Below are 25,937 nucleotides of genomic sequence, written 5' to 3' on the forward strand. Positions count from 1 at the left end.
GGCTTATTTTTTTAATGGTATTAAGTTCAGAAACATATTAATATTATGACAGAACAAACAAAAGTAACGACATTGGAAAAGGTGGTAGTCCGCTTCTCGGGCGATTCTGGCGACGGGATGCAATTGACCGGTACCATCTTTTCGAACCTGTCTGCCATTTTCGGGAACGAGATTTCGACTTTCCCCGACTATCCGGCAGAGGTACGGGCACCGCAAGGAACATTGAGCGGTGTGTCCGGTTTCCAGGTTCACTTGGGTTCCAGAAAAATCTTCACGCCGGGTGATAAGGCAGACGTGTTAGTCGCCATGAATCCGGCTGCGCTGAAGGTAAACGTAAAGCATTTGAAACCGAATGCGATCGTACTGATTGATACGGACTCTTTCAAAAAGACGGATTTGGAGAAAGCGCAGTTCACAACCGACGATTCGTTCCAAGAACTGGGACTGACGCAAGTGCAGGTCGTAGCGGCTCCTATCTCGACGATGGTGAAAGATGGGTTGGTTGATTTCGGATTAGACAACAAATCGGCGCTCCGCTGTAAGAACATGTTCGCATTGGGACTCGTATGCTGGCTGTTCGAGCGTCCGTTGGAAGAGGCGATGCACATGCTCCAGACAAAGTTCGCCAAGAAGCCAGTTATTGCGCAAGCCAATATCAAAGCGTTGACAGACGGATATAATTATGGACATAACATCCACGCTTCGGTTTCGACTTACCGCATCGAAAGCAAGAAGGCCGAACCGGGTACGTATATGGACGTGAATGGCAACAAGGCCACCTCTTACGGCTTGATTGCGGCTGCCGAGAAGGCGGGTTTGCGTCTCTTCTTGGGTAGCTATCCTATCACGCCGGCTACCGATATCTTGCATGAACTCTCTAAGCGGAAAGACTTGGGCGTGATTACCGTGCAGGCTGAAGATGAAATCGCGGGTGTTTGTACAGCGATTGGCGCCAGCTTTGCGGGATGTTTGGCGGCTACGTCGACTTCAGGACCGGGATTGGCGTTGAAGAGCGAGGCGATTGGTTTGGCGGTCATCGCCGAGGTGCCGTTGGTAGTCATCGACGTGCAACGCGGTGGTCCCTCGACGGGTATGCCTACCAAGTCGGAACAGACCGACCTCATGCAGGCTTTGTATGGACGTAACGGGGAATGCCCTGCCGTCGTAGTAGCGGCTTCGACTCCGACGGACTGTTTTGATATGGCTTTCTGGGCCGGTAAGCTCGCCGTGGAACACATGACGCCGGTTATCCTCCTCACGGATGCCTTCATAGCCAATGGTTCGTCGGCTTGGCGTCTGCCGGAGTTAGATAAATATCCTTCTATTACGCCGAATTACGTATCCAACTACCACAGCGACAAACCTTGGAAACCTTATCGTCGAGACAAGGATACGTTTGTCCGCTATTGGGCGATTCCGGGTACCGAAGGCTTCACGCATCGCTTAGGCGGTCTGGAGAAGGATTATGATACAAGTGCGATTTCGACGGATCCGCTGAACCACCAGAAGATGGTACAGACGCGCCAGGCGAAGATTGACAAGATAGCCGACTTCATCCCCGACCTGGAAGTGGTGGGAGACGAGGATGCCGACCTGCTGATTGTCGGGTGGGGTGGCACGTATGGTCACCTCTACGAAGCAATGGAAGACATGCAAGAGACGGGCAAGAAGGTGGCGTTGGCGCATTTCCGTTTCATCAATCCGTTGCCTAAGAATACGGAAGAGGTCTTGAAGCGCTATAAGAAAGTCGTCGTGGCAGAGCAGAACAACGGTCAGTTTGCGAATTATCTGCGTAGCAAGATTGATGATTTCAATCCGTATAAGTTTAACCGCATCAAGGGGCAGCCGTTTATCGTGGCCCGCTTGGTCGAAGAATTTACGAAAATATGGGAGGCTTAAATTATGGAAGGAATAAAATATCAACCGAGTGATTATAAAAGCGACCAGTACGTGCGCTGGTGTCCGGGTTGTGGGGACCATGCCGTGCTCAATTGCTTGCATAAAGCGATGGCGGAAGTGGGCGTCGCGCCGCATCAGATGGCGGTGATTTCGGGTATCGGATGCTCGTCTCGCTTGCCTTATTATATGAATACCTATGGGTTCCATACGATTCATGGACGTGGCGCGGCGATTGCGACGGGTGTAAAGACGGCGCGTCCCGACTTGAGCGTCTGGCTCATCACGGGCGATGGTGATTGCCTGGCTATTGGCGGTAACCATTTCATTCATGCCGTGCGCCGTAACGTCGATTTGAACATTGTCCTCTTCAACAATAAGATTTACGGTCTGACGAAAGGGCAGTATTCGCCGACTTCCGACCGGGGCTTCGTCTCGAAGAGTTCGCCTTATGGAACCGTAGAAGATCCGTTTATCCCGGCCGAGTTGGCGTTGGGTGCGCGGGGCAACTTCTTCGCCCGTGCCATCGACGTGGACTTGAAGAACACCACCGAAATCCTCGCGGCTTCGGCTCGCCATAAGGGCGCGGCGGTTACCGAGGTGTTGGTGAATTGCGTCATCTTCAACAATGGCATCCACAAGGCGATTACCGACAAGGAGTTCCGCGCCGACCGCACCATCTTCCTCCGCCATGGCGAGAAGATGCTTTTCGGTAAGAACAACGAGAAGGGTATCGTCCTCGATGGCTTGAAGCTGAAGGCCGTGACGATTGGACAGGATGGTTACACGATCGACGATGTCCTCGTCCACGACGCTCATTGCAAGGATAATACCTTACACCTGATGCTGGCCATGATGGGTGGCGACCTGCCCGTGGCGCTCGGCATCATTCGTGATGTAGACGCCCCGACCTACGACGAGGCCGTGCATGAACAACTCCACGAAGTACAGGCCAAGATGCCTGCTCGCACGCTGAGCGAGTTCCTGCATAGCGGCGAGACGTGGGAGATTAAGTAAACTCTTTATTATAATGTATATAAGCCCGGAGGACAGCACGATGGCTGCTCCTTCGGGCTTTGTTTTTGTGTGCCTTTTGTCCTGTCGGCGCTTCGCCACCCGCCTTGTCCTGAGTTCATATCCCTATAGGCATATTTTATTATGCCTAAAGAGATATTTTATTATCCCTACAGGCATATTTTATTATCTCTGAAGAGATATGAACTACAGATAGGACGGAAGGTAAAGGGCCGCTTTATCTACACGATGTCACCCGTCCTTTGCAGACGGGTTTATAAACGAGAATCGTTTGGGTTTATAGCGGAAATCGTCGGCGATTATGCTTATGTTTGCCAGGAAAAGTAGGGGGGAAAGGAAGAGATGTTGCCCGTATGCCATAAAATGTGTATCTTTGCGCGGATTATTTAAGGTAAAAGTTATGACTCATAATTTATTAAAAGGTAAAAAGGGAATTATTTTTGGTGCGTTGAACGATAAGTCGATTGCGTGGAAGGTGGCTGAAAAGGCTGTAGAAGAGGGAGCAACGATTACGTTGAGTAATACGGCCATGGCGATTCGGATGGGCGATGTCGAGAAGTTAGGCGAACAGCTTCATGCCGAGGTGATTCCAGCGGATGCAACCAGTGTGGAAGATTTGGAAACGGTGTTCAAGCGTTCGATGGAAGTATTGGGCGGACCGGTGGATTTCGTCCTTCACTCAATCGGCATGAGCCCGAATGTACGCAAGAAACGTACGTATGATGATTTGGATTACGCGATGCTGTCGAAGACGTTGGATATTTCAGCCATTTCTTTCCATAAGATGCTTCAGACGGCTAAGAAGCTGGATGCGATTGCCGAGTATGGTTCGGTGTTGGCATTGAGCTATGTGGCTGCCCAGCGTACTTTCTTCGGATACAACGATATGGCAGATGCGAAAAGCCTCTTGGAATCCATCGCGCGTAGTTTTGGTTATATTTACGGACGCGAAAAGAACGTGCGTATTAATACGATTTCGCAATCGCCTACGCCTACGACGGCCGGAAGCGGTGTGAAAGGCATGGAGCATTTAATGGATTTTGCCAATAAGATGAGTCCGTTAGGTAATGCTTCGGCCGATGAATGCGCAGATTATTGCGTGATGATGTTTTCGGATTTTACCCGCAAAGTCACGATGCAAAACTTGTATCACGACGGCGGTTTCTCAAGCATGGGTATGAGCCTTCGTGCCATGAACCAGTATAGTAAGAGCCTCGAAGAGTATACCGACGAGAACGGGCATATTATTTATGGTTAAGATTTATCCGGAGAATCCGAATCCGCGAGAGGTGGACAAGGTCGTGCGCACATTGCGCGAGGGAGGTTTGGTGATTTATCCTACCGATACGGTATATGCCTTGGGATGCGACGCCTTGAATGTGCGTGCCGTAGAGCGTATTTGCCAGATGAAAGGGGTGAATCCGCAAAAGAGTAACCTCTCCATCATTTGCTACGACCTTTCCAACCTGAGTGAATATGCGAAGGTAAGCAATGCGGCGTTTAAATTGATGAAGAAGCACTTGCCGGGTCCTTTCACGTTTATCTTACCGACAAGTAGCGAATTGCCGAAGATATACAAGAACCGAAAAGAGGTAGGGATTCGTGTACCTGATAATAATATCGTACGGACTATTGTACGTGAACTGGGGAATCCGTTGCTTACCATGTCTGTGTATGACCGCGATGAGCAAGAAGCGGAATATTCTACTGACCCGGAGTTGATAGAAGAGAAGTATGGCGGACGTGTGGATCTTGTCATCGATGGCGGTTATGGAGGGTTGGAACCTTCGACCGTGGTAGATTGTACGACCGACGACTTCGAAATCCTCCGCCAAGGAAAAGGTGATTTGTATATATAATATATAAGGTATAGAAACCATGAAATGGAGAATGATTGTAAGCGCCCTCTTGTGCGCGTGTTTGCTAGCCTCTTGTGGAGGAAAGAAAGCGAAGACACAAGAATCGCCTGTTTCGGATAAGAAAGTGCAAATCGAATGGGCTACGTTTAACATTCGGTACGACAATCCGGGCGATAGTTTGAATAATTGGAAATACCGTAAGGATACGGTATGCAAGTTCATCTTGGAAAAACAGTTGGATATTGTCGGTATGCAAGAAGTATTGCACAATCAGCTGGAAGATTTGAAGGCGGGATTGCCTAACTTTGCCGAAGTAGGCGTAGGGCGCGACGATGGGAAGACAGCCGGTGAGTATGCTCCATTGTTCTATCGCGCGGATAAGTTTGAACTTTTGGATAGCAATACGTTTTGGCTTTCGCAATATCCGGATAGCGTAGGATTTATTGGTTGGGATGGAGCTTGTACGCGTATTGCTACGTGGGCGAAGTTGAAGGATAAAGCGACAGGCAAAGTGTTTATGGCTATCAATACGCATTTTGACCATGTAGGTGTAGAGGCACGTCGGCAAGGGGCTTTATTGATTATTCAACGCATCAAAGATATTGTAGGAAACCAACCGGCCGTGGTGACGGGCGATTTTAATGTAAACGACCAATCGGAAGCTTATCAGACCATGACGACGAACGAGTTTGTCTTGAAAGATGCTTATAAGATGACCGATAAAAAGAGTGGTCCTGCTTATACGTTCCATGATTTCGGACGTGTCCCGGTAGATGAGCGTGAGAAGATTGATTTCATCTTCGTTACACCTCAAATAAAGGTTCTGAATACGGAAATTGCGCAAAACCCGGAGACGAAAACGGGATATTTGAGCGATCATAATCCGCATATCGCCCTGCTCGAGTTCTAAAGGCAAAGGCTTGGCGTTTTTCATTATTCATTTTTAATTGTTCATTGGATCGAATGGATTGGAACCAACTCATTTCTGGCAAGCGCTTTGGATTGGAAGAATATCACGAGCGAAAGCATGAACGCACCTATTTTCAGCGGGATTACGATCGATTGATATTCTCTTCACCTTTCCGCCGTTTGCAAAACAAAACGCAAGTGTTTCCATTGCCTGGAAGTATATTCGTGCACAACCGATTGACGCATAGTTTAGAAGTTTCCTGTGTGGGTCGTTCGTTAGGAAATAATGTGGCGAAAGTGTTGATGCAACGATATCCAACAGGAAATGTGAATTTGCCAGAAATTGGTTCGATTGTATCGGCCGCTTGCTTGGCGCATGATATGGGTAATCCACCGTTTGGACATTCAGGAGAGCGAGCCATTTCTGCTTATTTCTCAGAAGGAACAGGTATGAAATGGGAATCTTATGTGCGAGAGGAAGGCGGGCGTTGGGATGATTTTGTGCATTTCGAAGGTAATGCCAACGCAATCCGTCTTTTGACGCATCAATTCGTCGGAAGGCGGAAGGGAGGTTTTGCCTTAACTTATAGCACATTGGCTTCGATAGTGAAGTATCCGTACGCATCCATGTTTGCAGGAAAGAAAGGAAAGTTCGGCTTTTTCCAATCAGAAGAAGAAACATATCAATGTATTGCGAAGGAATTGGGTATTATTCCCGACCCAGAAGATCCGCATCGTTTCGTACGTTATCCATTGGTTTATCTGGTTGAGGCGGCAGATGATATTTGTTACCAAATCATGGATATTGAAGATGCGTGTAAACTCCATATTTTGACGCCTGATGAAGCTATCGACCTGATGTTGGGTTTCTTTGAGGGAAAGCGGTTGGCTCATATTAAGGAAATCATGCACATGGTAAATGATACGAATGAGCAGTTAGGTTATCTTCGTTCGTGCATTGTAGGGTTGTTGGTGGATGAGTGTACAAATGTATTTCTTGAGAATGAAGCAGGTTTGTTGGATGGTACGTACCGTATTCCGTTGATTCAGCATATAGGCGAAACAGCTCGTCGAGCATATGAACGTTGTGCGGAGACGGCTTGTCGGAAAATTTATACGGCTAAGGAAGTATTGGATATTGAATTGGCCGGTTATCACATTTTTAGCCATTTAATTGATTGTTTGGTCGAGGCGGTGATGAATCCCAACCATGCTTATAGCAAATTGCTTCTTCGGCGCATTCCGGAACAATATGATACTACCACTCCTACTACTTACGGTAAAATCCAATGCGTATTGGATTATATTTCGGGTATGACCGATGTCTACGCTTTGGATTTGTACCGCAAGATTACAGGCATGAGCCTTCCGGCTGTTTAGCGGATTGATTCCAACCAAGTTTTTACTTTCTTTACCATCGGAATCTCGTAATAGAACCACCAGTCGCTATTGTTGCTTTTCGAGGCAAGATGATTGTGATGGTTCAGGTCTGAAATATATCCTTCGGGTTGTTCCATAAATCGAGTTTGGGAATAAACGGATAGGAAGTATTTTCGCATAGTCTCGAAATCCTCACATACGTGGGAAATGTTCTGCAGTGCTTCTTGTCGATTGGTTTCACCTTGAGCTTTGTCATATGCATGAAGTGCTAAAAGCAAACGAGTAGGATAGTGCTGTAATTCATTCGTCGCGTCATAGACTTGCAAGGTATAGCGATTCCGTAGGGCATTGGCTTCAGCTAGGCGTATACCTTCCTTTATTTCCTCATATCGGATATTTTCTTGTTGGGCTTGTGTTACTTTTTCTTTGTATTGTTCGCTCCATGCACCAGGTTCTTCTTTTTGGGGTAAATCTATCAAGGTGAAGGAAGTGACTCCCCAGGCCGGATTCCGTCGTCCGGAAGTAATCAAGGCATTATCGAAGAAGAAAATAGCTTGTTCTAATTCATCAAGAAATTGCATGCGTTTTTCTTCCGGTCGGAAACCAAACTCCCGTTGGGCGTGTGCCTCCTTAAAAGCCTTTATGTCTCTGGCTGATGGATTCCAGCCGAACTCTCCTTGTGCTACAAATCCACGCCAAACGGTTTCAAGATGAGGCGAACCATCGTCCCAAGCTGTCGCTAAGATGCCTTCCAGATGATTCTTGGCTACTAACTCACTAAATCCTTTTATATACTCCGAGCGCGTATTCCGTCGTGGGAGGAAAGGGGAATCACCTGCAGAGGCCGCCGTAGCTCCCATGACCTTCAATCCTTTCTCTTCATACCATTTCAAGAGGCGTTTATGTGCAGGATGTGTGGCATCTTCGTATAGCCAACGCATATATACACATTCTTTTGGGAAAAGGTTGATGGCTTCGTCCAATTTCTGAGTGTTCCATTCCTGTGCTACTTCTTCTTCACTTTTATCGCTTAGAATCAATGACCAAAGGCCAGCGTATTTCAAAGGCATATCATCCCAGAAGATAGGTGTGCGTCCTTGTTCGAGGGCAAAACGGCATACTTTTTCCAACCAAATCATTTGAAGTTCGAATGCGCTTTTACCTGTTTCCCGGCATCGCTTATCGATGCCAATGGCTGTAATCTCATCTCCTCCTACATGCAAATACTTGCCATACGGCATTGCTTCGAGGGCATCTCGGTAGAGGTCGAATTGTACTTCGTATGTCCGTGGGTCGGAAGGGCAAAACTCCCAATCGCTGGCTGGATTCTCGCGCAACTCCCAATGATGTTTCAATATAAAACCGGCGTGGCCCAATCCTTGTACCAACGGACTGATTTCAATATTTCGCTCGTAGGCATAACGACATAATGCGCGCATTTCTTGTTTGCTGATAGCATTCCCTGTACCAATTTCCGGTCGGCGGACGAATCGTAATTTGTCTTCTATCTCCCAGATGATGGCATTGATTTTATAATAAGCCAGTCGGTCAACCAAGCGATAATAGTATTCCATCCGGTCAAGATGGTGTTTCGTATCTAAATGGATGGCACGATAAGCGATAGCAGGATAATCTGTTATTTTCATTGGCGGAATACCTTGCCCTGAATCCCGGCTATCTTCCAGCAATTGTTCCAATGTTTGACATCCATAAAAAAGTCCAGCCTCCGCTCTCGCTTGGATGGTAATTTGCTCTTTTCCAATCGTAAGTACATATCCTTCGGGTGATTCGGGCGTATTTTCCGACGTGAGAGAAAGGTGTACGCCCCGTCCTTTTCGTTTACTTTGGGGCAAAGCATCCAGCAAATCTCCCAAAACGGGCATCGGTGCGTTATCTTCCGTAAGGATATGTGTTACTTCATGATAGAGAAAAGTTTCTCCGTCGTACACCTCAATCGATTGGGGTTGAGGTATTAATTGAAAAGCTTTATCCAATCCTTTAGCCGACAATCCGTCGATAAGGAGCCACATACATACAATAATCCATCCTGTTTTCATGCGATTTGATTTGAAAGTTCTATGCAAAAATAGCGATAATCTTGGAGAAAATTCCCAAACAAAGGCAAGAAAAGTTACTTTTATGCTGATAATTCTATAAATATCGACGATATTTGTACACGTATCGTCGATATTTATGTATCTTCAGCCTAAAGATATAAAAATATCGTCGGTGCGTAAAGAATTCTTAGGCAGAAACGAAAAAAATGGGCGTTATGTTTTTTCTTTTTTCCTTTATCTTTAAAAGAAAAGTAGGTGAAGCGAGAACAAAAACAAAAAGTCTCTTGTTATTTATATAGTTGTTAAAGGACGTATAGAAAATAGACTTTTGTAGGATATTTATCGATAAAAATAGCAATTTGAGCAACAACCAAGTATTATTAACAATAGGAGGTTTTATTTTTTACTTTTATTATGTAAATATTCAGGCGAAACATACGTTATTTGTAAGTGTGTTAAATGGGAGATAGATTGAGATGAAAAAATCGACGATTTGGTTGCTTGCGGTGGTGATGGCATTCGCGTTTGCCGGTCTGTTATATTTGCAGATTAGCTATGTGCGCATTATCCTAAAAACGCGTAGCGAGCAATTCGATGAAACGGTAAAGCAATGTTTGCATCGGGTATCGAAAAACTTGGAATTGGACGAGACGAGGCAATATTTGGAAGATGATATCAACCGAGACCAAAATAGTTTTTTGTATCAGAATGTGATCATTACGGATTCAGACGGGGGTGTTCAGCAAATCGAACTTCAGAGTTTTAGCAGTCCGAAGTTTCAACCACGTTCGGCTATTAGTAACCAACGTACCAATTCGATTGTGAATACGTCGAAGGATTTGCAAAAGACCTTGAAGCAACGCTATCAATACCAAGGCGGATTGATAGATGAAGTGATTTATAATATATTGTATACGGCGAACTTGAAGCCTATCCAAGAGCGGGTGAACTTTAAGACGCTGAACGGGTATTTAAAGAACGAGTTTATTAATAGCGGATTGAACCTCCCGTATGTCTTTTCTGTCATTAATAAAGATGGAAACGAGGTGTACCGGAGTGGGAAGATAGAAGGAGAGCCATTAGCTTCGGATATTATCACGCAAGTGTTATTTCCGAATGACCCGCCTTCGAAGCAAAATTACTTGAAGGTGTATTTCCCGACCAAGGGAGATTATATTTCGGATTCGATTACGTTTATCGTCCCTTCAGTACTCTTTTCTTTCATCTTGTTGGTAACATTTATCTTTACCATCTATATCGTGTTCCGTCAGAAGCGTTTGTCGGAAATGAAAAATGATTTCATCAACAATATGACGCACGAATTGAAGACGCCGGTATCAACTATTTCGCTTGCGGCGCAAATGTTGAAGGATTCGGATATTACGAAGAGTCCGGACGTATTTAAGCACATTTCGGGTGTTATTAATGATGAGACGAAACGTTTGGGTTTCTTGGTAGAAAAGGTATTGCAAATGTCGCTCTTCGAACGGCAAAAAGCTACTTTGAAGTTGAAAGAACTAGATGCGAACGATTTGGTGATTAATGTGGCTAATACGTTTGCCTTGAAGGTTGAAAAGTATGGCGGTACGCTCGATATCGACCTCGAAGCATTGGATTCGACGATATATGTAGACGAAATGCATATTACGAACGTATTGTTCAACTTGTTGGACAATGCAGTGAAATACCGTCGTCCGGAAGTGCCTTTAACCTTAATGGTACGGACGTGGAACGAGAATGGAAAACTACAGATATCTGTAGAAGACAATGGGATTGGCATTAAGAAGGAATATTTGAAGAAAGTGTTCGATCGTTTCTTCCGGGTGCCAACCGGAAACAAACATGATGTAAAAGGCTTTGGACTGGGATTGGCCTATGTGCGTAAAATTATCGAAGACCACAAGGGTTCTATCCGTGCAGAACAAGGCAATAACAATGTAGGAACGAAATTTATTATTACTTTACCTCTTATAAAAAGTTAGTTATGGAAGAAAAAATGAAGATCTTCTTTTGTGAAGATGATGAAAACTTGGGGATGCTGTTAAGAGAATACTTGCAGGCCAAGGGTTATGTAACCGATTTGTTTGCCGACGGGGAAGCCGGTTATAAAGGTTTTACGAAGAGCAAATACGACTTGTGCGTGCTCGACGTGATGATGCCGAAGAAAGATGGATTTACGCTTGCGCAAGAGATCCGTTCAATTAATCCGGATATTCCTATCATCTTCCTTACGGCCAAGACGATGAAAGAGGATATCTTGGAAGGGTTTAAGATTGGTGCAGATGATTATCTGACGAAACCATTCAGTATGGAAGAGTTGTTGCTTCGTATTGAGGCGATTTTACGTCGCGTGAAGGGCAAGAAGATGAAAGATATTCCTTTCTATAAGTTAGGAAACTTCTTGTTTGATACGCAAAAGCAAACATTGACGATTGGTGATAAGGTTACGAAGTTGACTACTAAGGAGTGTGAATTGCTCAGTCTTTTGTGTGCACATGCCAACGAAATCTTGGAACGTAACTATGCGTTGAAGACGATTTGGGTGGATGATAATTATTTCAATGCACGTAGCATGGATGTATATATCACGAAATTGCGTAAGCTCTTGCGTGATGATCCAGCTATCGAGATTATCAATATCCATGGAAAAGGATATAAATTGATTACTCCTTCAGCTGAAAACCAATTCAACGAAGGCGATGTGCAAGTCCTTTAAATCTTGTGTATTTGCAAAGTGAGTACAAGAACATTCGAGCCGTCCGGCATTTACCGGAGGTTCGGATGTTTTTAAGATTTTAACCATCGATTCCCTAAATAACGGACAGGATACCACGCAGCAAGGAATCCAATGGAAAGTACCGTTACGAGTACCATGAGAATGTCGCTTGGAAGTACATGTACGGGATAAGCTTCAATAATGAAAGCACCGGCAGTATCACCCAAACGGAGCAATCCAAAGTGTTGTTGGAGCATGCAAAGCAAAATGCCTAATACAATACCAACCAATGCCCCGAATCCTGAAATCATCCATCCTTCGAAAAGAAATATTTGGCGAATTTGGCGATTATTGGCTCCTAGATTACGCAACGTACGGACATCTTCTTTCTTTTCAATCATCAGCATGGAAAGTGAACCGACAATATTAAACAGGGCAATGGCCAGAATGAAGCAAAGGATAAGAAACGTCACCCATTTCTCTATTTGCATCATGCGGAAAGAGGATTCTTGTTGTTCAAAACGGTTTTGTACAATATACTTATCGCTCACAATTGCTTTAATTTGCGCTTCAACCTTAGCGATAGACGCATTGGGTTTTAGTTTTAGTTCAAGTGCGGAAATTTCTTTGTCATAATGCAGCAATTTGCGGGCTACCGAAAGAGGAATAATCATGTAATGATCATCATAAACCGGTTGGTTGATTCGGAAAACAGCTGTAATGAAGGCAAATTCCCGATTAAAAGAAGCCGCAGGATTGGACATATTAACTCGTTCGTCACGTTTTGGTACGTAAATCTCAAGAGGAGAGACAAAACCGGCATTAATGCCCAAATGAGCTGCCAATCCAATGCCTAATGTGGCGTAGTTGGCCACCTGATCAGAGAGTTGGAAGGCTCCATCAATGATTACAGAATCTAAAGGTACAAGCCGAGCGAACGACTCATCCACTCCTTTAATAATACCTACATCTTGGCGTTCCTTATACTTTATCAACGCATTATCTTGAAGCACCTCACATGCAATGTCTACCTCCGGAAGCATGCGGACTTGGTGGATTATTTTTTCTTCCGGATCGAAAACCTTTCCTTCTTTCGGGATGATTTTCAATTCCGGATCGAAGTGACTAAAGAGCGACGAAACCAAATCGTTGAATCCGTTATATACAGATAAAGCGCATACCAATGCCAAAGTGGCAATCATTACACCACAAACCGATATCAATGAAATGATATTAATTGCATTATGCGATTTCTTCGAAAAAAGGTATCGGCGCGCTATGTAAAACGGGAAATTCACTTTGTTGCGTTATTGCTTGAGTAGGTCGTTAATATGCTCAATATAATCCAAAGAATCATCTATGAAGAATGACAACTCTGGAATTTTACGGAGCTGGAGATGTACTCGTTGGCCTAAATCATATCGAATCGCTTTCGTGTTAGCTCGTATGGCTTTCAGTAATTCCGTTGCTTTTTCCGAAGGGAAAATACTGAGATAAGCCTTTGCTATACTTAAATCAGAACTAACGCGTACGACACTGACCGAAATCAGTACGCCCGGCATTGCTTTCGTTTGTTTTAAGAATATATCACTCAGTTCCTTTTGAATCAATCGTCCAATTTTGTTCAGTCTTGTACTTTCCATAATGTTCAATCCTTTATTTCTTCCAAATCATTGTTAGACCGTCTCGAAGTGGGAGGATGACTTTCTCCACCCGTTCGTCGGCTTTTATTTTATCGTTGAATGCCAAGATACCCAATGTCTGCTTATCCGCCGAAGGAACATGTTCTTCCGTTACCTTTCCATCCCATAACGTGTTGTCGGCTAATATTAAACCACCTGGACGCACCATAGGAAATACTAAATCGTAGTATGCCGAATAGAAACGTTTGTTGGCATCAATGAATACCATGTCGAATGTCCCACCCAGTTGGGGAATAATGTCCATCGCGTCCCCATAGTGTACTTTTATTTTCTCCCGATGGGGTGATTGAGAGACATACTTCTGAATGAAATCCTCCATCTCGTCGTTGATTTCGATGGTATGGATTTGGGTTCCTTCTTCCATTCCTTCCGCCATGCAAAGTGTGGCATATGCTGTGTAGGTTCCAATCTCAAGCACACGCCGCGGGCAAAGCATGCGGCAGAACATCTTCAGGATACGACCTTGCAGATGTCCGGATAGCATACGCGGGCGAAGCAAGTTCACATTTGCATCGCGGTTGAGTGCGGCCAGGAGCGTCCCTTCGTCATCTGAGTGGGTAAGGATATACTCGTTTACATCTACATTCGACATTTCCATTTTTCCCCTTAATCTTTAAATGTGGGCAATACGTAGTTTTTATTGGCATCCAGTACCTTTCCTACGTTGTTTATTTCTAGGAAGGTCGTTCCTCCTCCTTCTCCGAAACTTCCGCTGAGGTAGGCCACCATATCATCCCGAGTAATTCGTCCACTATTGATTAATTGCGTCAACGCATCATAGAAATACGCTCGGCGGCTATCGTTCCAAGGTTGAAATACCGCCCATACGCCATATGAAAGCGAGAGCATTCGCATCACGCGTTCGTTGTAACAAATAGCAAATACAGTGGAAGTTCCACGGAAAGCCGCCAGATAACGGGCTGTCCGGCCTGTGTAGCTATCGGTAATGATTGCCTTTACGTGTAATTTAGAAGATGACTTTACGGCTTGCTTGGCAAGGAAAGAAGTGACATCGAGGTCGTTTCCTTCGATAGGTACGCGGATATCGTTGGCCGCTAGCTTCGTTTTTTCGGCTTCGCGTGCTACTTTCGTCATCGTTTGTACGGCTTCCAATGGATATTTACCATACGCCGTTTCGCCACTTAGCATGAGGGCATCAGTACGATAATAAATGGCATTGGCTATATCGGTTACTTCCGCACGGGTAGGACGTGGATTGTTAATCATAGAGTGCAACATCTGCGTGGCTACAATGACTGGCTTCTTTACCTCTACACATTTACGTATCAACACGCGTTGGATACCTGGAATTTTCTCGGCTGGTACCTCAATGCCCAAGTCTCCGCGGGCAATCATGATGCCATAGGCAGCTTCGAGGATTTCGTCAATATTATCTACACCTTCTTGGTTCTCAATCTTGGCAATAATCTTGATGGGGCTATTGTATTCATCCAAAATATGTTGAATGTCTAATACATCCTGTTTGCTACGAACGAATGAATGGGCGATGAAATCCAAATCATGATCGATGGCCCAACGGATATTCCGCCGGTCGCGTTCCGTGAGTGATGGCAAATTAATACGTACGCCAGGAACGTTTACACTCTTGCGGCTACCCAAAGCGGCTTCATTTTGCACCTCGCACGTTAAATATTCGTCACATTTCTCGATTACGCGGAGTTCCAAATCGCCGTCGTCTATCAAAATGTCGCTCCCGACGGGCAAATCGTGCACGAAGCGGGCGTAGGAAACGTGTATGTGTTCGTGCGTCGTCGGCTCGTCCGGATTGCCGGAAATCTTCACCACCTCGCCCGTTTGGAAAGCAATCGGCTCTCCGTCGCTGGTAACGGTAGTACGTACTTCTGGTCCTTTTGTATCCATCAAGATGCCAATACGGTTCGATACGGCACGTACGTTTTCTACCACGTGCGTCAAACCTTCTGCATCCATGTGGGCTGTATTCAACCGTACCACGTTCATGCCTGCTTCATAGAGCGATTTCACAAAATCCACATCGCACCGTTTGTCTGAAATGGTCGCAACAATCTTCGTATGTTTCAACATAAGCTAATTTATGATTTAAATATTTTCAACCTAAACGTCTTTTTTCTTTGTCTTTATCCCAAGAACGATTCCAATGCCAAGCGATAAGAATCCAATCCGAAGCCAATAACCACTCCTCGGCAGGCTGCCGATATCATCGATACGTGGCGGAAAGGCTCGCGGGCATGTACGTTGGAGATGTGTACCTCGACTACGGGCGTCGTTACCGCTTTGATGGCGTCATGAAGCGCGATAGATGTGTGCGTATAAGCCCCGGCGTTGAGGATGATGCCGTCGTACGTGAATCCCGTTTCGTGGATTTTATTAATCATTTCTCCCTCGATATTACTTTGGAAATAAGCGATGTCGCACGTCGGATACCGGTGCCGGAGCGTTTCGAGATAATCTTCAAAGGAGGAGTTGCCATAAATCGTGGGTTCCCGTTTTCCCAACAAATTCAAATTAGGCCCGTTAATGATTAAAATCTTCTTCATTGCTTTTTCGTTTTAAATTCTTTGCTTTCGGATTTGCAAAGACTTGGCAAAGGTAGTGTTTTTATTCTACTTGCGCAAATGTGGGGGAAAGATTCGCGCAGGCTGCGGCGAGGAGTCCTAAGTTGGGAAAGCTTCGCGCAGGTTGCAGCAAGGAATCCCAACCTTTTCTACGAAGAGACTGTCCGGAAGAGGGTGGTTTGTTTAAATAAAGTAGGCCGACATCGATTGGATAGATGCCAGCCTACATGACACAAAATGTAGCAGAAAACATGTCAGCGGATGAAAAGGAGCTCGCGGTATTTCGGGAGCGTCCACATCTGATCGTCTACCACGAGTTCCAGCTTGTCGATATGGTACCGGATGGCTTCCATCAAGGGGACAATCGTGTCGTGATAGGCGATAGCCTTTTCGCGCTCGGTCTCGATTTTGTTGGCTACCTTGCGGCGTTCTACCATTTCATCTACCTTTTCTTTGATGAAAATGGTACGGTTGGCTATGTCTTCGATGATTTCCATGTTCTTGGCCGAAAGGCGGGTGGCCTTGTCTGCCGGGAAGAGGTCTTTCATCTTATAAACGTTGTCGATGAGCGACGTCTGGTATTTCGTCGCCATCGGGATAATATGGTTCATTGCCAAATCGCCCAAGACGCGTGCTTCGATTTGAATTTTCTTCGTGTACATCTCCCACTTCACTTCGTTGCGTGCTTCCAATTCTTTGCGGTTCATGACACCAGTCGACTCGAACATCCGTACGCTTTCTTCCTTCAGGTAAGCGTCGAAGATGAGGGGAACGCTCGTCTCACAATCCAATCCCCGGCGGGCGGCTTCGTCTTTCCATTCCTGGCTATACCCGTTTCCGTCGAAATGGATGGCCTTGCATTCTTTGGCCATGACGCGGAGCTCTTCGAGGATAGCTGCAAACTTATCTTTCCCAGAGGCCATCTTCGCATCCACGGAAACTTTGAAACGTTTCAATTGGTCGGCTACGGCTGCATTCAATACCAGCATGGCCGAGGCGCAATTGGCCGACGAACCTACGGCACGGAACTCGAAACGGTTCCCCGTGAAGGCGAAAGGCGACGTGCGGTTTCGGTCGGTATTGTCTATCAGCAACTCCGGTATGCGGGCGATGTCTAATTTCTTTTCCTGCTTTCCGCCTAAGTTGAAATCATCCGTACCGCTCTTCTCCAAATGGTCGAGCACGGCCGAGAGCTGCGAACCGAGGAAGCAAGAGATGATAGCAGGAGGAGCCTCGTTCGCTCCCAAACGGTGTGCGTTCGTAGCGGAAGAGATACTTGCCTTAAGCAGGGCGTTATGCGTATGCACGGCCTTTAATACATTCAATATAAAGGTGACGAAGCGGAGGTTCTCTTCTGGAGTTTTGCCCGGGGCCATGAGCAGCGTGCCGTTGTCTGTGCCGAGCGACCAGTTGTTATGCTTACCGGAACCGTTTACCCCTTTGAATGGCTTTTCGTGCAAGAGAACACGGAAGCCATGCTTGCGGGCGATATTGCGCATCAAGGCCATCACAAGCAGGTTATGGTCGTTTGCCAGATTACATTCCTCGAAGACCGGAGCCAATTCGAATTGGTTCGGCGCGACTTCATTATGGCGTGTCTTGACGGGAATTCCCAATTTGAGGGATTCAATCTCCAATTCCTTCATAAATTCCAATACCCGCGGAGGGATAGCCCCGAAGTAATGGTCCTCCAACTGTTGGTTCTTCGAGCTTTCATGTCCCATCAAAGTACGTCCGGTCATCAACAAATCCGGGCGGGCGGCATACAGTCCTTCGTCTACCAAGAAATATTCCTGCTCCCAGCCCAAATAAGCATACACCTTCTTGACCGACGGGTCGAAGTAGTGGCATACCTCGACCGCCGCCTTGTTGACTGCTTCCAATGCTTTCAGCAGGGGAGCTTTATAGTCCAGCGACTCACCTGTATAGGCGATAAAGATAGTCGGGATGCAGAGCGTATCGCCTACGATAAAAGCAGGCGAAGAGGGGTCCCAAGCCGAATAACCACGTGCTTCGAAGGTATTGCGGATACCTCCGTTGGGGAAGCTCGATGCGTCCGGTTCTTGCTGGATGAGGAGCTTGCCAGAGAATTCTTCGATGACTCCGCCTTTTCCGTTCGGCTCGATGAAGGCATCGTGCTTCTCGGCTGTCCCTTCGGTCAGGGGATGGAACCAGTGTGTGTAGTGTGTCGCTCCGCGTTCGAGCGCCCATTTCTTCATGCCATTGGCCACGGCATTGGCTGTTTCCCGGTCGAGAGGCGTATTGTTGTCGATGCAATCAATCAATCGTTCGTATGCCTTTTCTGGCAAATACTTAAACATCTTTTCGCGGTTGAATACCTGCATACCGAAATATTCTGAAACTTTCGCTTCTGGAGAAACTACTTCGGCCGGTTTCTTGGCAAATGCCGATTCTACGACATTGAATCTTAACTTAGACATATCATTTTTGTTTTTTAATGGGTTATCCTGTTTTTATCTTTTTATCGCATCCAATGCTGGATACGTTCGATGGCTTCTTGCGTCTCGTCGCGGTCGCCAAAGGCCGTGAGGCGGAGATAGCCTTCTCCGCTCGGACCAAATCCGGCGCCGGGCGTGCTGACGATGTTCACTTCATAAAGTAGTTTCTCGAAGAAACGCCACGAGGTCAATCCGTCTGGTACTTTCACCCAAAGATACGGCGCGTTAACTCCGCCATAGACGCGCAAACCGCATGCCTCCAACCCTTCCTTCATCAGGCGGGCATTTTCCATATAATAGCGGATGGTCGCTTTTACCTGCGCTTTGCCTTCTGTCGAGAAGACTGCCTCTGCTCCCCGTTGGGTGATGTAACTCGTCCCGTTGAATTTCGTGCATTGGCGGCGGTTCCATAATTTATTGAGGGGTACGCGCTCGCCCTTCAGCGTAGTGGCTGTCACCTCTTTAGGTACAATCGTGTAGCCGCATCGCACGCCCGTGAATCCTGCTGTCTTCGAGAAGCTGCGAAACTCGATGGCCACGTTCTTCGCGCCTTTGATTTCGTAGATGGAATGCGGGATGGCGGGGTCTTGAATATAGGCTTCGTAAGCGGAGTCGTACATGATGATGGCATCGTTGGCCAGCGCATAGTTGACCCATGCCTTGAGCTGCTCTTTGGTCAGCGTCGTGCCTGTCGGGTTGTTGGGATAGCATAAATAGATGATATCCACACGGCGCGAGGGAAGTTGGGGGACAAACCCATTTTCTTCCGTGCAGGGGAGGTAGACGATGTCGCTCCAATGCCCGTCGGCAAACGTTCCCGTCCGTCCCGCCATCACGTTCGAATCGATATAGACCGGATAGACCGGGTCGAGGACGCCGATGCTGTTGTCGTGTCGGAGCATGTCGCCGATGTTCCCGCAATCGCTCTTGGCTCCATCGCTGATAAACACCTCGCTCGGTTCGATGAAGACGCCCAGCCGCTCGTAATCGTGCTTGATGATGGCGTCGATCAGGAAGGGATAGCCCTGCTCGGGGCCATAACCGTGGAAGGTCTCTTTCCGTGCCATCTCGTCTACCGCCCGGTGCATCGCTTGGATGACGGCCGGCGCCAACGGTTGCGTCACGTCGCCAATGCCCATCCGGATAAGTTTCGCCTTGGGGTGCGTCACCTTAAACCGGTTTACTTGCTTCGCGATGTCGGCGAAAAGGTAATTGCTTTGCAGTTTCAAAAAATGTTCGTTGACTAATGCCATATATTTTGTTTTATTTACATTTATACATTGTTTTTGTATCTCTAAAAGGCCATTTTGCCCTTAAAAAGAGGGGGTACTGACACTTCCCATAAGTGTCACCGACACTTCTTATAAGTATCCCTGACACTTCTTATAAGTATCACCGACACTTCTTATAGGTGTCAATGACACTTCTTATACCTGTCAGCGGTGTTCTTATGTACTTATATATTAGATACTTATTATCGCCAGTGCCCCTGTAGATAACCAGGCTGCCTATTTTAATACCTGTTAACAATCTATTTTGCCTTCAAATACAAATTCCGCACCGCCCGACATGTAGATATGCCCGTCTGCCGAGCTCCAGCGGATGCGGAGCGTGCCGCCATCCATCTCGATGGGGATATCCTCGTCTTGCTTCGCCCAGCCATGCGCTATGAGTGCCGAAGCCGTAGCACAGGCGCCCGTCCCGCAAGCCTGCGTGATGCCTGAACCCCGTTCCCAGACACGCATCCGCGCCGAACCATCTTTCCGAAGCTCTACAAACTCGACATTCGTACGGTCCGGGAAATGCGGATGTTTCTCCAGCAACGGACCTACGGAGGTCAAATCCACCAGCCCGATATCTTCGACGCGCAAGACGAAGTGCGGATTCCCCATCGAAACAACCGTCCCCGTATATACCTTATTATATAATGTAAGGGAATGCGCGACCTCCAGGATTTCAGGAGCACCCATATCGACCGTAACCTGTTCGACGGTCCCCTGTTTGCCCACCCGCAAGTGCAACGTTTTGATGCCCGAGAGCGTTTCCAGCGTGATGTCTTGCTTTTGTGTCAATCCCTTTTCGAATACATACTTGCCGATGCAACGAGACGCATTGCCGCACATCTTCGCTTCCGAGCCGTCTGCATTGAAAATCCGCATCCGGAAATCGGCCACCTCCGAAGACTCAATCAGCACCAAGCCATCCGAGCCAATGCCCGTATGATACGTGCTCCAGCGACGTGCCGTTTCTTCCGGTCGGGCGATGGGGAACAAGTTTGTGTTTACATATATATAATCGTTCCCGATTCCCTGCATTTTGGTAAATTGGATTGTCATTTTGTTCTTTGTTTTGTGATAATTCAAACGCTTTGTTTTTATTTGCTGCAAATATATATCATTCTGTACAGATAAAAGCAAAATATCCTATTTTCTTTCCATAAAATATGTGTTCTTTCAAATTGTCGTGATTAATCCCTGTTTTGTTCCATTTAGAAACAAGAATAAGGATTTTAGTTTGTATTTGAAAGTATGAAAGAAAAGCTACAAGAAAAAGAATGAAATAATCCTCCCTGTTTTGTCGGTATGAAACTAATTATATATATTTGCAAGCAAAATGATTATAATATTTCATTTTTACTAAACAATAGATGCAAAATGAAAGAAACATTGAATATTATGAAAGAAGAGCAAGGTTTGTATGATTCGGCGTACGAACACGATGCGTGTGGTGTCGGGATGTTGGCTCATATTCATGGCGAGAAATCCCATGAAATAGTGGATTCTGCATTGACTATCCTCGAGAATATGCGCCATCGAGGAGCAGAAGGAGCCGATAGCAAGACGGGCGATGGAGCTGGCATCTTGCTTCAAATCCCACACGAGTTCATTCTCTTGCAAGGTATTCCTGTACCAGAGAAAGGACGGTATGGGACAGGACTCTTTTTTATGCCTAAGAACGAAAAGGTTTACGGCGAAATAGGGGAAATTATCAAGCATGAAACAGAGCGGTTAGGCTTGAATTTACTCGCTGTACGGGAAGTGCCTGTCTGCTCAGAGATATTAGGCGAAGAGGCCCGGGCCGTAGAGCCGGACATCCGGCAATTTTTCTTTACGGGAGGAAAAGACCCAGCAGATTTGGAACTGAAGCTCTATCTGCTCCGGAAGCGGATAGAAAATCGGGTGGCGGCTTCCTCCATTCCGCAGAAAGAGGATTTCTACATCACTTCGCTCTCAACGCGCAGCATGGTATATAAAGGTATGTTGGAATCGATGCAACTGAGGTCCTATTTCCCAGATTTAAGCAATCCTTACTTTACGAGCGGTTTGGCTTTAGTACATTCCCGGTTTAGTACCAATACATTTCCTGCTTGGAAATTAGCCCAGCCTTTTCGTCTCTTGGCCCATAATGGTGAGATTAATACCATTCGAGGAAACCGGGCTTGGATGGCTGCCCGAGAGAGCGTGCTTTCCACGCCTCGGTTGGGGAATACGGAGGAGATACATCCGATTATCCAACCGGGCATGAGCGATAGCGCTTCGCTGGATAATGTCTTGGAATTTCTGGTAGCATCCGGTCTTTCCTTGCCCCATGCCATGGCGATGCTGGTACCGGAGAGCTTCAATGAAAAGAATCCGATATCCGACGACTTAAAGGCGTTCTACGAATATCATTCTATTTTGGCGGAACCTTGGGACGGACCGGCAGCTCTGTTGTTTAGCGACGGACGCTACGTAGGCGGGATGTTAGATCGTAACGGCTTGCGCCCTGCCCGTTATCTTATCACCCACGATGATTGGGTTTTGTTGGCATCTGAGACCGGTGTTCTTCCGATAGCACCGGAACGGGTTAAAGAGAAAGGTCGGTTGAGACCAGGCAAAATGTGGTTGCTTGATACCGAGGAGGGCCGGGTGTATGAAGACAAGGATTTAAAACAACAATTGGCTGAAGCACAGCCCTACCGACAATGGATTACACGTAACTGTATTGAGTTGGATGAATTGAAATCCGGAAGGAAAGTACCCCGTTCAGTAGAGGGCTTCCCACAAAAGCTCCGGGCTTTCGGGTATTCGCGGGAAGATGTGGAACGTATTCTGATGCCTATGTGTACGAATGCGGCAGAACCTGTCGGTTCGATGGGAAACGATACGCCGTTGGCTGTTTTGTCAAAACGTCCTCAATTATTATATAATTATTTCCGACAACAATTCGCCCAGGTGACGAACCCGCCTATCGACCCGATTCGGGAGGAATTGGTGATGAGCTTGGTGGAATATATCGGGAAGGTAGGGGAAGATATCTTGCATCCCGACGAAAGCCATTGCAAGATGGTACGCCTGCAGTGTCCTATCCTGACCAATGCACAGTTGGATATCCTTTGCCATATTCAATACAAAGGATTTCGGGCCGTGAAGCTTCCCATGTTGTTCGAGGCGTCGCAAGGCGAAGAAGCTGGATTGAAAGCAGCACTCGACCGGCTTTGCCGAGAGGCGGCCGAGGCAGTAGCTGGCGGCGCGAATTATATAGTCTTGACGGATCGCGGTGTGGACGCTTCGCATGCGGCGATTCCATCTGTATTGGCAGTGAGCGCTGTGCACCATTACCTTATTTCTGTCAAAAAACGCGTACAGACGGCTTTGGTGGTCGAAACAGGCGAAATGCGTGAAGTCATGCACGCCGCCCTTTTGTTGGGATATGGAGCCAGTGCGGTCAATCCTTACATGGCCTTTGCCGTATTGGATGATTTAGTCGCGCGGCATGTTATCCAGCTGGACTACGCAACGGCTGAAAAGAATTATGTCAAGTCGTTGTGTAAGGGTTTGCTGAAAGTGTTGAGCAAGATGGGCATCAGTACAATCCGGAGTTACCGGGGTGCCAAGTTATTCGAAGCAGTCGGCTTAAGCGAGGAACTGGCCAATGATTACTTCGGACAGACGACCAGTAGCGTGGGTGGCATTGGATTATCCGAGATAGCCCGCGACGCTCTTCTCCGTCATCACGAAGCCTTCTTCCTGCCGTTGAAACCATTCTTGGATTTCCAAGGGATTTACGCTTTTCGTAAGGGAGGAGAGGTTCATGCTTGGAATCCGGAAACGATTATCGCGCTCCAACAGGCGACGCGCTTGGGTAGTTATCGGAAATTTAAAGAATACACACGGTTGGTCGACGAGAAAACGCAGCCTGTTTTCTTGCGGGATTTCTGGACCTTCCGGAAATCTTCGCCTGTCCCGATAGAAGAGGTGGAACCGGCTGCCGACATCATGCGGCGATTCGTCACTGGGGCGATGAGCTTCGGTTCCATCAGCCGGGAAGCGCACGAGACGTTGGCCATCGCCATGAACCGTATCCATGGGAAAAGCAATACCGGCGAAGGGGGCGAAGACCCGGCGCGTTTCCTTCCGCGGGAAGATGGTTCTTCGCTTCGTTCGGCCATCAAGCAGGTGGCTTCCGGCCGTTTCGGAGTGACGACGGAATATTTGGTGAATGCTGACGAAATCCAAATCAAGATTGCGCAAGGTGCTAAACCTGGCGAAGGGGGACAATTACCAGGCTACAAGGTGAACGACATCATTGCCAAGACGCGCTATTCGATTCCGGGCATTTCGCTTATTTCCCCACCTCCGCATCATGATATTTATTCCATCGAAGATTTGGCACAACTTATCTTCGACCTGAAGCAGGTAAATCCGCAGGCGGAAATCAGTGTGAAACTGGTTTCAGAAAGCGGCATCGGTACGATCGCGGCCGGCGTAGCGAAGGCGAAAGCGGACCGTATCATTATCTCCGGTGCAGAGGGCGGGACGGGCGCGTCTCCGTTGAGTTCTATTTACTACGCGGGTTTACCTCCTGAAATAGGTTTGGCCGAAACGCAACAAACGTTGATACGGAATAATCTGCGGGGGAAAGTCCGCTTGCAGACAGACGGACAGCTCAAGACGGGACGCGATATTGTCCTTATGGCGATGTTGGGCGCGGAAGAGTTTGGGTTTGCTACCTCGGCCCTGATTGTCTTGGGATGTGTCATGATGCGCAAATGTCATCAAAATACCTGTCCGGTAGGGGTAGCCACGCAAGACGAAACCTTGCGGAAACGTTTCCACGGACGGGCGGAATATCTGGTCAATTTCTTTACTTATTTGGCGGAAGAGGTACGCGAGTATTTGGCGCTGCTGGGTGTCCGCAAACTCGACGAGATTATCGGGCGGACCGATTGGTTGGAACGCAAACCGGATACTTACCGGGGCAAAGCTGCGGGATTGGATTTTTCCCGTCTTTTGTATTTCCCGGAAACGACTTCTTCACAGGTTCTTTATCGGCAGCCCGATTTCATCCCGGAGCGGCCGCACGTGTTGGACGAACAGCTCATCGCTCAGGCGGAAAAGGCCATTCTTTCCAAACAGAAAATGTCGCTGCATTATCCGATTGTCAATACGGACCGCTCCGTGGGTGCGCAGCTTTCCGGCAAGATAGCCCGCCTTTACGGTCATGAAGGGCTTCCGGACGAGACGCTCGAAGTGCATTTTGAAGGTTCCGCCGGGCAAAGTTTTGGCGCTTTCCTGGTACAGGGCGTTCATTTCCGTCTGGAAGGGGATGCGAACGATTATTTGGGAAAAGGGTTAAGCGGAGGCCGTATCAGCCTCGTGCCGCCTGCCCGGGCTTCTTTCCGTCCGGAGGAAAATATCATTGCGGGCAATACGTTGCTCTATGGCGCGACGAGCGGAGAGGTGTATATCAACGGTCGGGTAGGCGAACGTTTCTGTGTGCGCAACTCCGGCGCCATTGCTGTGGTAGAGGGCGTAGGGGACCATTGTTGTGAATACATGACGGGAGGCCGCGTGGTGGTTTTAGGAACAACCGGACGCAATTTTGCCGCCGGGATGAGCGGAGGTATGGCCTACGTCTGGAACCGCGAAGGTAATTTCGATTTCTTCTGCAACATGGAGATGGTCGAGCTTTCGCTCCTTGAAGACACCCATGCGCGTAAAGAGTTGTACGAGCTGATACAAAAACATTACCGGTATACAGGCAGTCCCCTGGCTCGCCGGATGCTCGACGATTGGGACCGCTATGCCGAGGAGTTCATTCAAATTGTCCCGATAGAGTACAAGAAAGTGTTGCATGAAGAGCAAGTGCGCCGTTGGCAAGCGAAACTCGAACACCTACAGCAAGATTTTTAAAGTGAAACTACGCTCGCCGACGCCGCGCAGCGTGCAGGACGTTGGCGAGGGGGTACGCCGACGCCATGCAGCGTGCAGGAGCTTGGCGAGGGGGTACGCCGACGTCGCGCAGCGTGCAGGAGCTCGGCGAAGGGGTACGCCGACGTCATGCAGCGTGCAGGGGCTCGGCGAGGGGGTACGCCGACGTCGCGCA

18 protein-coding genes are annotated in these 25,937 nt (G+C 47.3%); 9 read left to right on the forward strand and 9 right to left on the reverse strand.

Annotated features, from left to right (window positions below; translation table 11 throughout):
* Window positions 1–45 precede the first annotated feature (45 nt).
* The 6 genes from B5F77_RS08910 (at window position 46) to dgt (ending at window position 7,079) form a co-directional block, all read left to right on the forward strand.
* Window positions 46–1,899 (forward strand): 2-oxoacid:acceptor oxidoreductase subunit alpha, encoded by a 1,854-nt coding sequence (locus B5F77_RS08910; protein WP_087329943.1) that lies wholly within the window; start codon window positions 46–48, stop codon window positions 1,897–1,899.
* A 3-nt stretch (window positions 1,900–1,902) separates the two neighbouring features.
* Window positions 1,903–2,913, forward strand: coding sequence for a 2-oxoacid:ferredoxin oxidoreductase subunit beta (locus tag B5F77_RS08915; RefSeq protein WP_087329945.1), 1,011 nt, complete (start codon window positions 1,903–1,905; stop codon window positions 2,911–2,913).
* Between the two features lie 418 nt (window positions 2,914–3,331).
* The gene (locus B5F77_RS08920; RefSeq protein WP_087329947.1) at window positions 3,332–4,189 is read left to right on the forward strand and encodes an SDR family oxidoreductase; all 858 of its coding nucleotides are present in this window, start codon (window positions 3,332–3,334) and stop codon (window positions 4,187–4,189) included.
* On the forward strand, window positions 4,182–4,790 hold the full coding sequence (locus B5F77_RS08925; RefSeq protein WP_087329949.1) for an L-threonylcarbamoyladenylate synthase: 609 nt from the start codon (window positions 4,182–4,184) through the stop codon (window positions 4,788–4,790). The genes B5F77_RS08920 and B5F77_RS08925 overlap by 8 nt, the downstream gene beginning before the upstream one ends.
* 19 nt (window positions 4,791–4,809) lie before the next feature.
* Window positions 4,810–5,700, forward strand: coding sequence for an endonuclease/exonuclease/phosphatase family protein (locus B5F77_RS08930; RefSeq protein ID WP_239445987.1), 891 nt, complete (start codon window positions 4,810–4,812; stop codon window positions 5,698–5,700).
* 53 nt (window positions 5,701–5,753) lie between these two features.
* Window positions 5,754–7,079: a dGTP triphosphohydrolase gene (gene dgt, locus B5F77_RS08935; protein ID WP_087329951.1), complete on the forward strand. Its 1,326-nt coding sequence runs from the start codon at window positions 5,754–5,756 to the stop codon at window positions 7,077–7,079.
* Here the strand turns inward: dgt and B5F77_RS08940 are convergent.
* A complete protein-coding gene (locus B5F77_RS08940) occupies window positions 7,076–9,136 on the reverse strand; it encodes a beta-N-acetylhexosaminidase (protein WP_087329954.1) in 2,061 nt (686 codons plus the stop codon). The genes dgt and B5F77_RS08940 overlap by 4 nt on opposite strands.
* A gap of 476 nt (window positions 9,137–9,612) precedes the next feature.
* On the opposite strand from B5F77_RS08940, the gene B5F77_RS08945 reads away from it, so the two are divergent.
* Both B5F77_RS08945 and B5F77_RS08950 read left to right on the forward strand, forming a co-directional pair.
* Complete coding sequence (locus B5F77_RS08945; protein WP_087329956.1) at window positions 9,613–11,118, forward strand: HAMP domain-containing sensor histidine kinase; 1,506 nt, start codon at window positions 9,613–9,615, stop codon at window positions 11,116–11,118.
* Window positions 11,119–11,120: 2 nt separating this feature from the next.
* Complete coding sequence (locus B5F77_RS08950) at window positions 11,121–11,852, forward strand: response regulator transcription factor (RefSeq protein ID WP_087329958.1); 732 nt, start codon at window positions 11,121–11,123, stop codon at window positions 11,850–11,852.
* A 71-nt stretch (window positions 11,853–11,923) separates the two neighbouring features.
* Here B5F77_RS08950 and B5F77_RS08955 read toward each other — a convergent pair whose 3' ends face one another.
* The 8 genes from B5F77_RS08955 to dapF all read right to left on the reverse strand — a co-directional run bounded on the left by B5F77_RS08955 (window position 11,924) and on the right by dapF (window position 20,905).
* The gene (locus tag B5F77_RS08955; protein ID WP_087329960.1) at window positions 11,924–13,150 is read right to left on the reverse strand and encodes an FtsX-like permease family protein; all 1,227 of its coding nucleotides are present in this window, start codon (window positions 13,148–13,150) and stop codon (window positions 11,924–11,926) included.
* A gap of 9 nt (window positions 13,151–13,159) precedes the next feature.
* Window positions 13,160–13,495 carry a 30S ribosome-binding factor RbfA gene (rbfA, locus tag B5F77_RS08960; protein WP_087329962.1) on the reverse strand — a complete coding sequence of 112 codons (336 nt, stop codon included), beginning with the start codon at window positions 13,493–13,495 and terminating at the stop codon, window positions 13,160–13,162.
* 13 nt (window positions 13,496–13,508) lie between these two features.
* Entirely contained in the window at window positions 13,509–14,147 is a 639-nt protein-coding gene (locus B5F77_RS08965; RefSeq protein WP_087329980.1) for an O-methyltransferase, read from the reverse strand.
* A gap of 14 nt (window positions 14,148–14,161) precedes the next feature.
* On the reverse strand, window positions 14,162–15,619 hold the full coding sequence (pyk, locus tag B5F77_RS08970) for a pyruvate kinase (RefSeq protein ID WP_087329964.1): 1,458 nt from the start codon (window positions 15,617–15,619) through the stop codon (window positions 14,162–14,164).
* A 53-nt stretch (window positions 15,620–15,672) separates the two neighbouring features.
* The gene (aroQ, locus tag B5F77_RS08975) at window positions 15,673–16,092 is read right to left on the reverse strand and encodes a type II 3-dehydroquinate dehydratase (RefSeq protein ID WP_087329966.1); all 420 of its coding nucleotides are present in this window, start codon (window positions 16,090–16,092) and stop codon (window positions 15,673–15,675) included.
* A 272-nt stretch (window positions 16,093–16,364) separates the two neighbouring features.
* On the reverse strand, window positions 16,365–18,551 hold the full coding sequence (locus tag B5F77_RS08980; RefSeq protein ID WP_087329968.1) for a glutamine synthetase III: 2,187 nt from the start codon (window positions 18,549–18,551) through the stop codon (window positions 16,365–16,367).
* A 41-nt stretch (window positions 18,552–18,592) separates the two neighbouring features.
* Window positions 18,593–19,822 carry an LL-diaminopimelate aminotransferase gene (locus B5F77_RS08985; RefSeq protein ID WP_087329970.1) on the reverse strand — a complete coding sequence of 410 codons (1,230 nt, stop codon included), beginning with the start codon at window positions 19,820–19,822 and terminating at the stop codon, window positions 18,593–18,595.
* Window positions 19,823–20,092: 270 nt separating this feature from the next.
* Window positions 20,093–20,905, reverse strand: coding sequence for a diaminopimelate epimerase (dapF, locus tag B5F77_RS08990; protein ID WP_087329982.1), 813 nt, complete (start codon window positions 20,903–20,905; stop codon window positions 20,093–20,095).
* Window positions 20,906–21,223: 318 nt separating this feature from the next.
* Here dapF and gltB point away from each other — a divergent pair, with 318 nt between their 5' ends.
* On the forward strand, window positions 21,224–25,744 hold the full coding sequence (gltB, locus tag B5F77_RS08995) for a glutamate synthase large subunit (RefSeq protein ID WP_087329972.1): 4,521 nt from the start codon (window positions 21,224–21,226) through the stop codon (window positions 25,742–25,744).
* Window positions 25,745–25,937: the final 193 nt, after the last annotated feature.

This window comes from Parabacteroides sp. An277 (assembly GCF_002159645.1).
Taxonomy (GTDB): domain Bacteria; phylum Bacteroidota; class Bacteroidia; order Bacteroidales; family Tannerellaceae; genus Parabacteroides.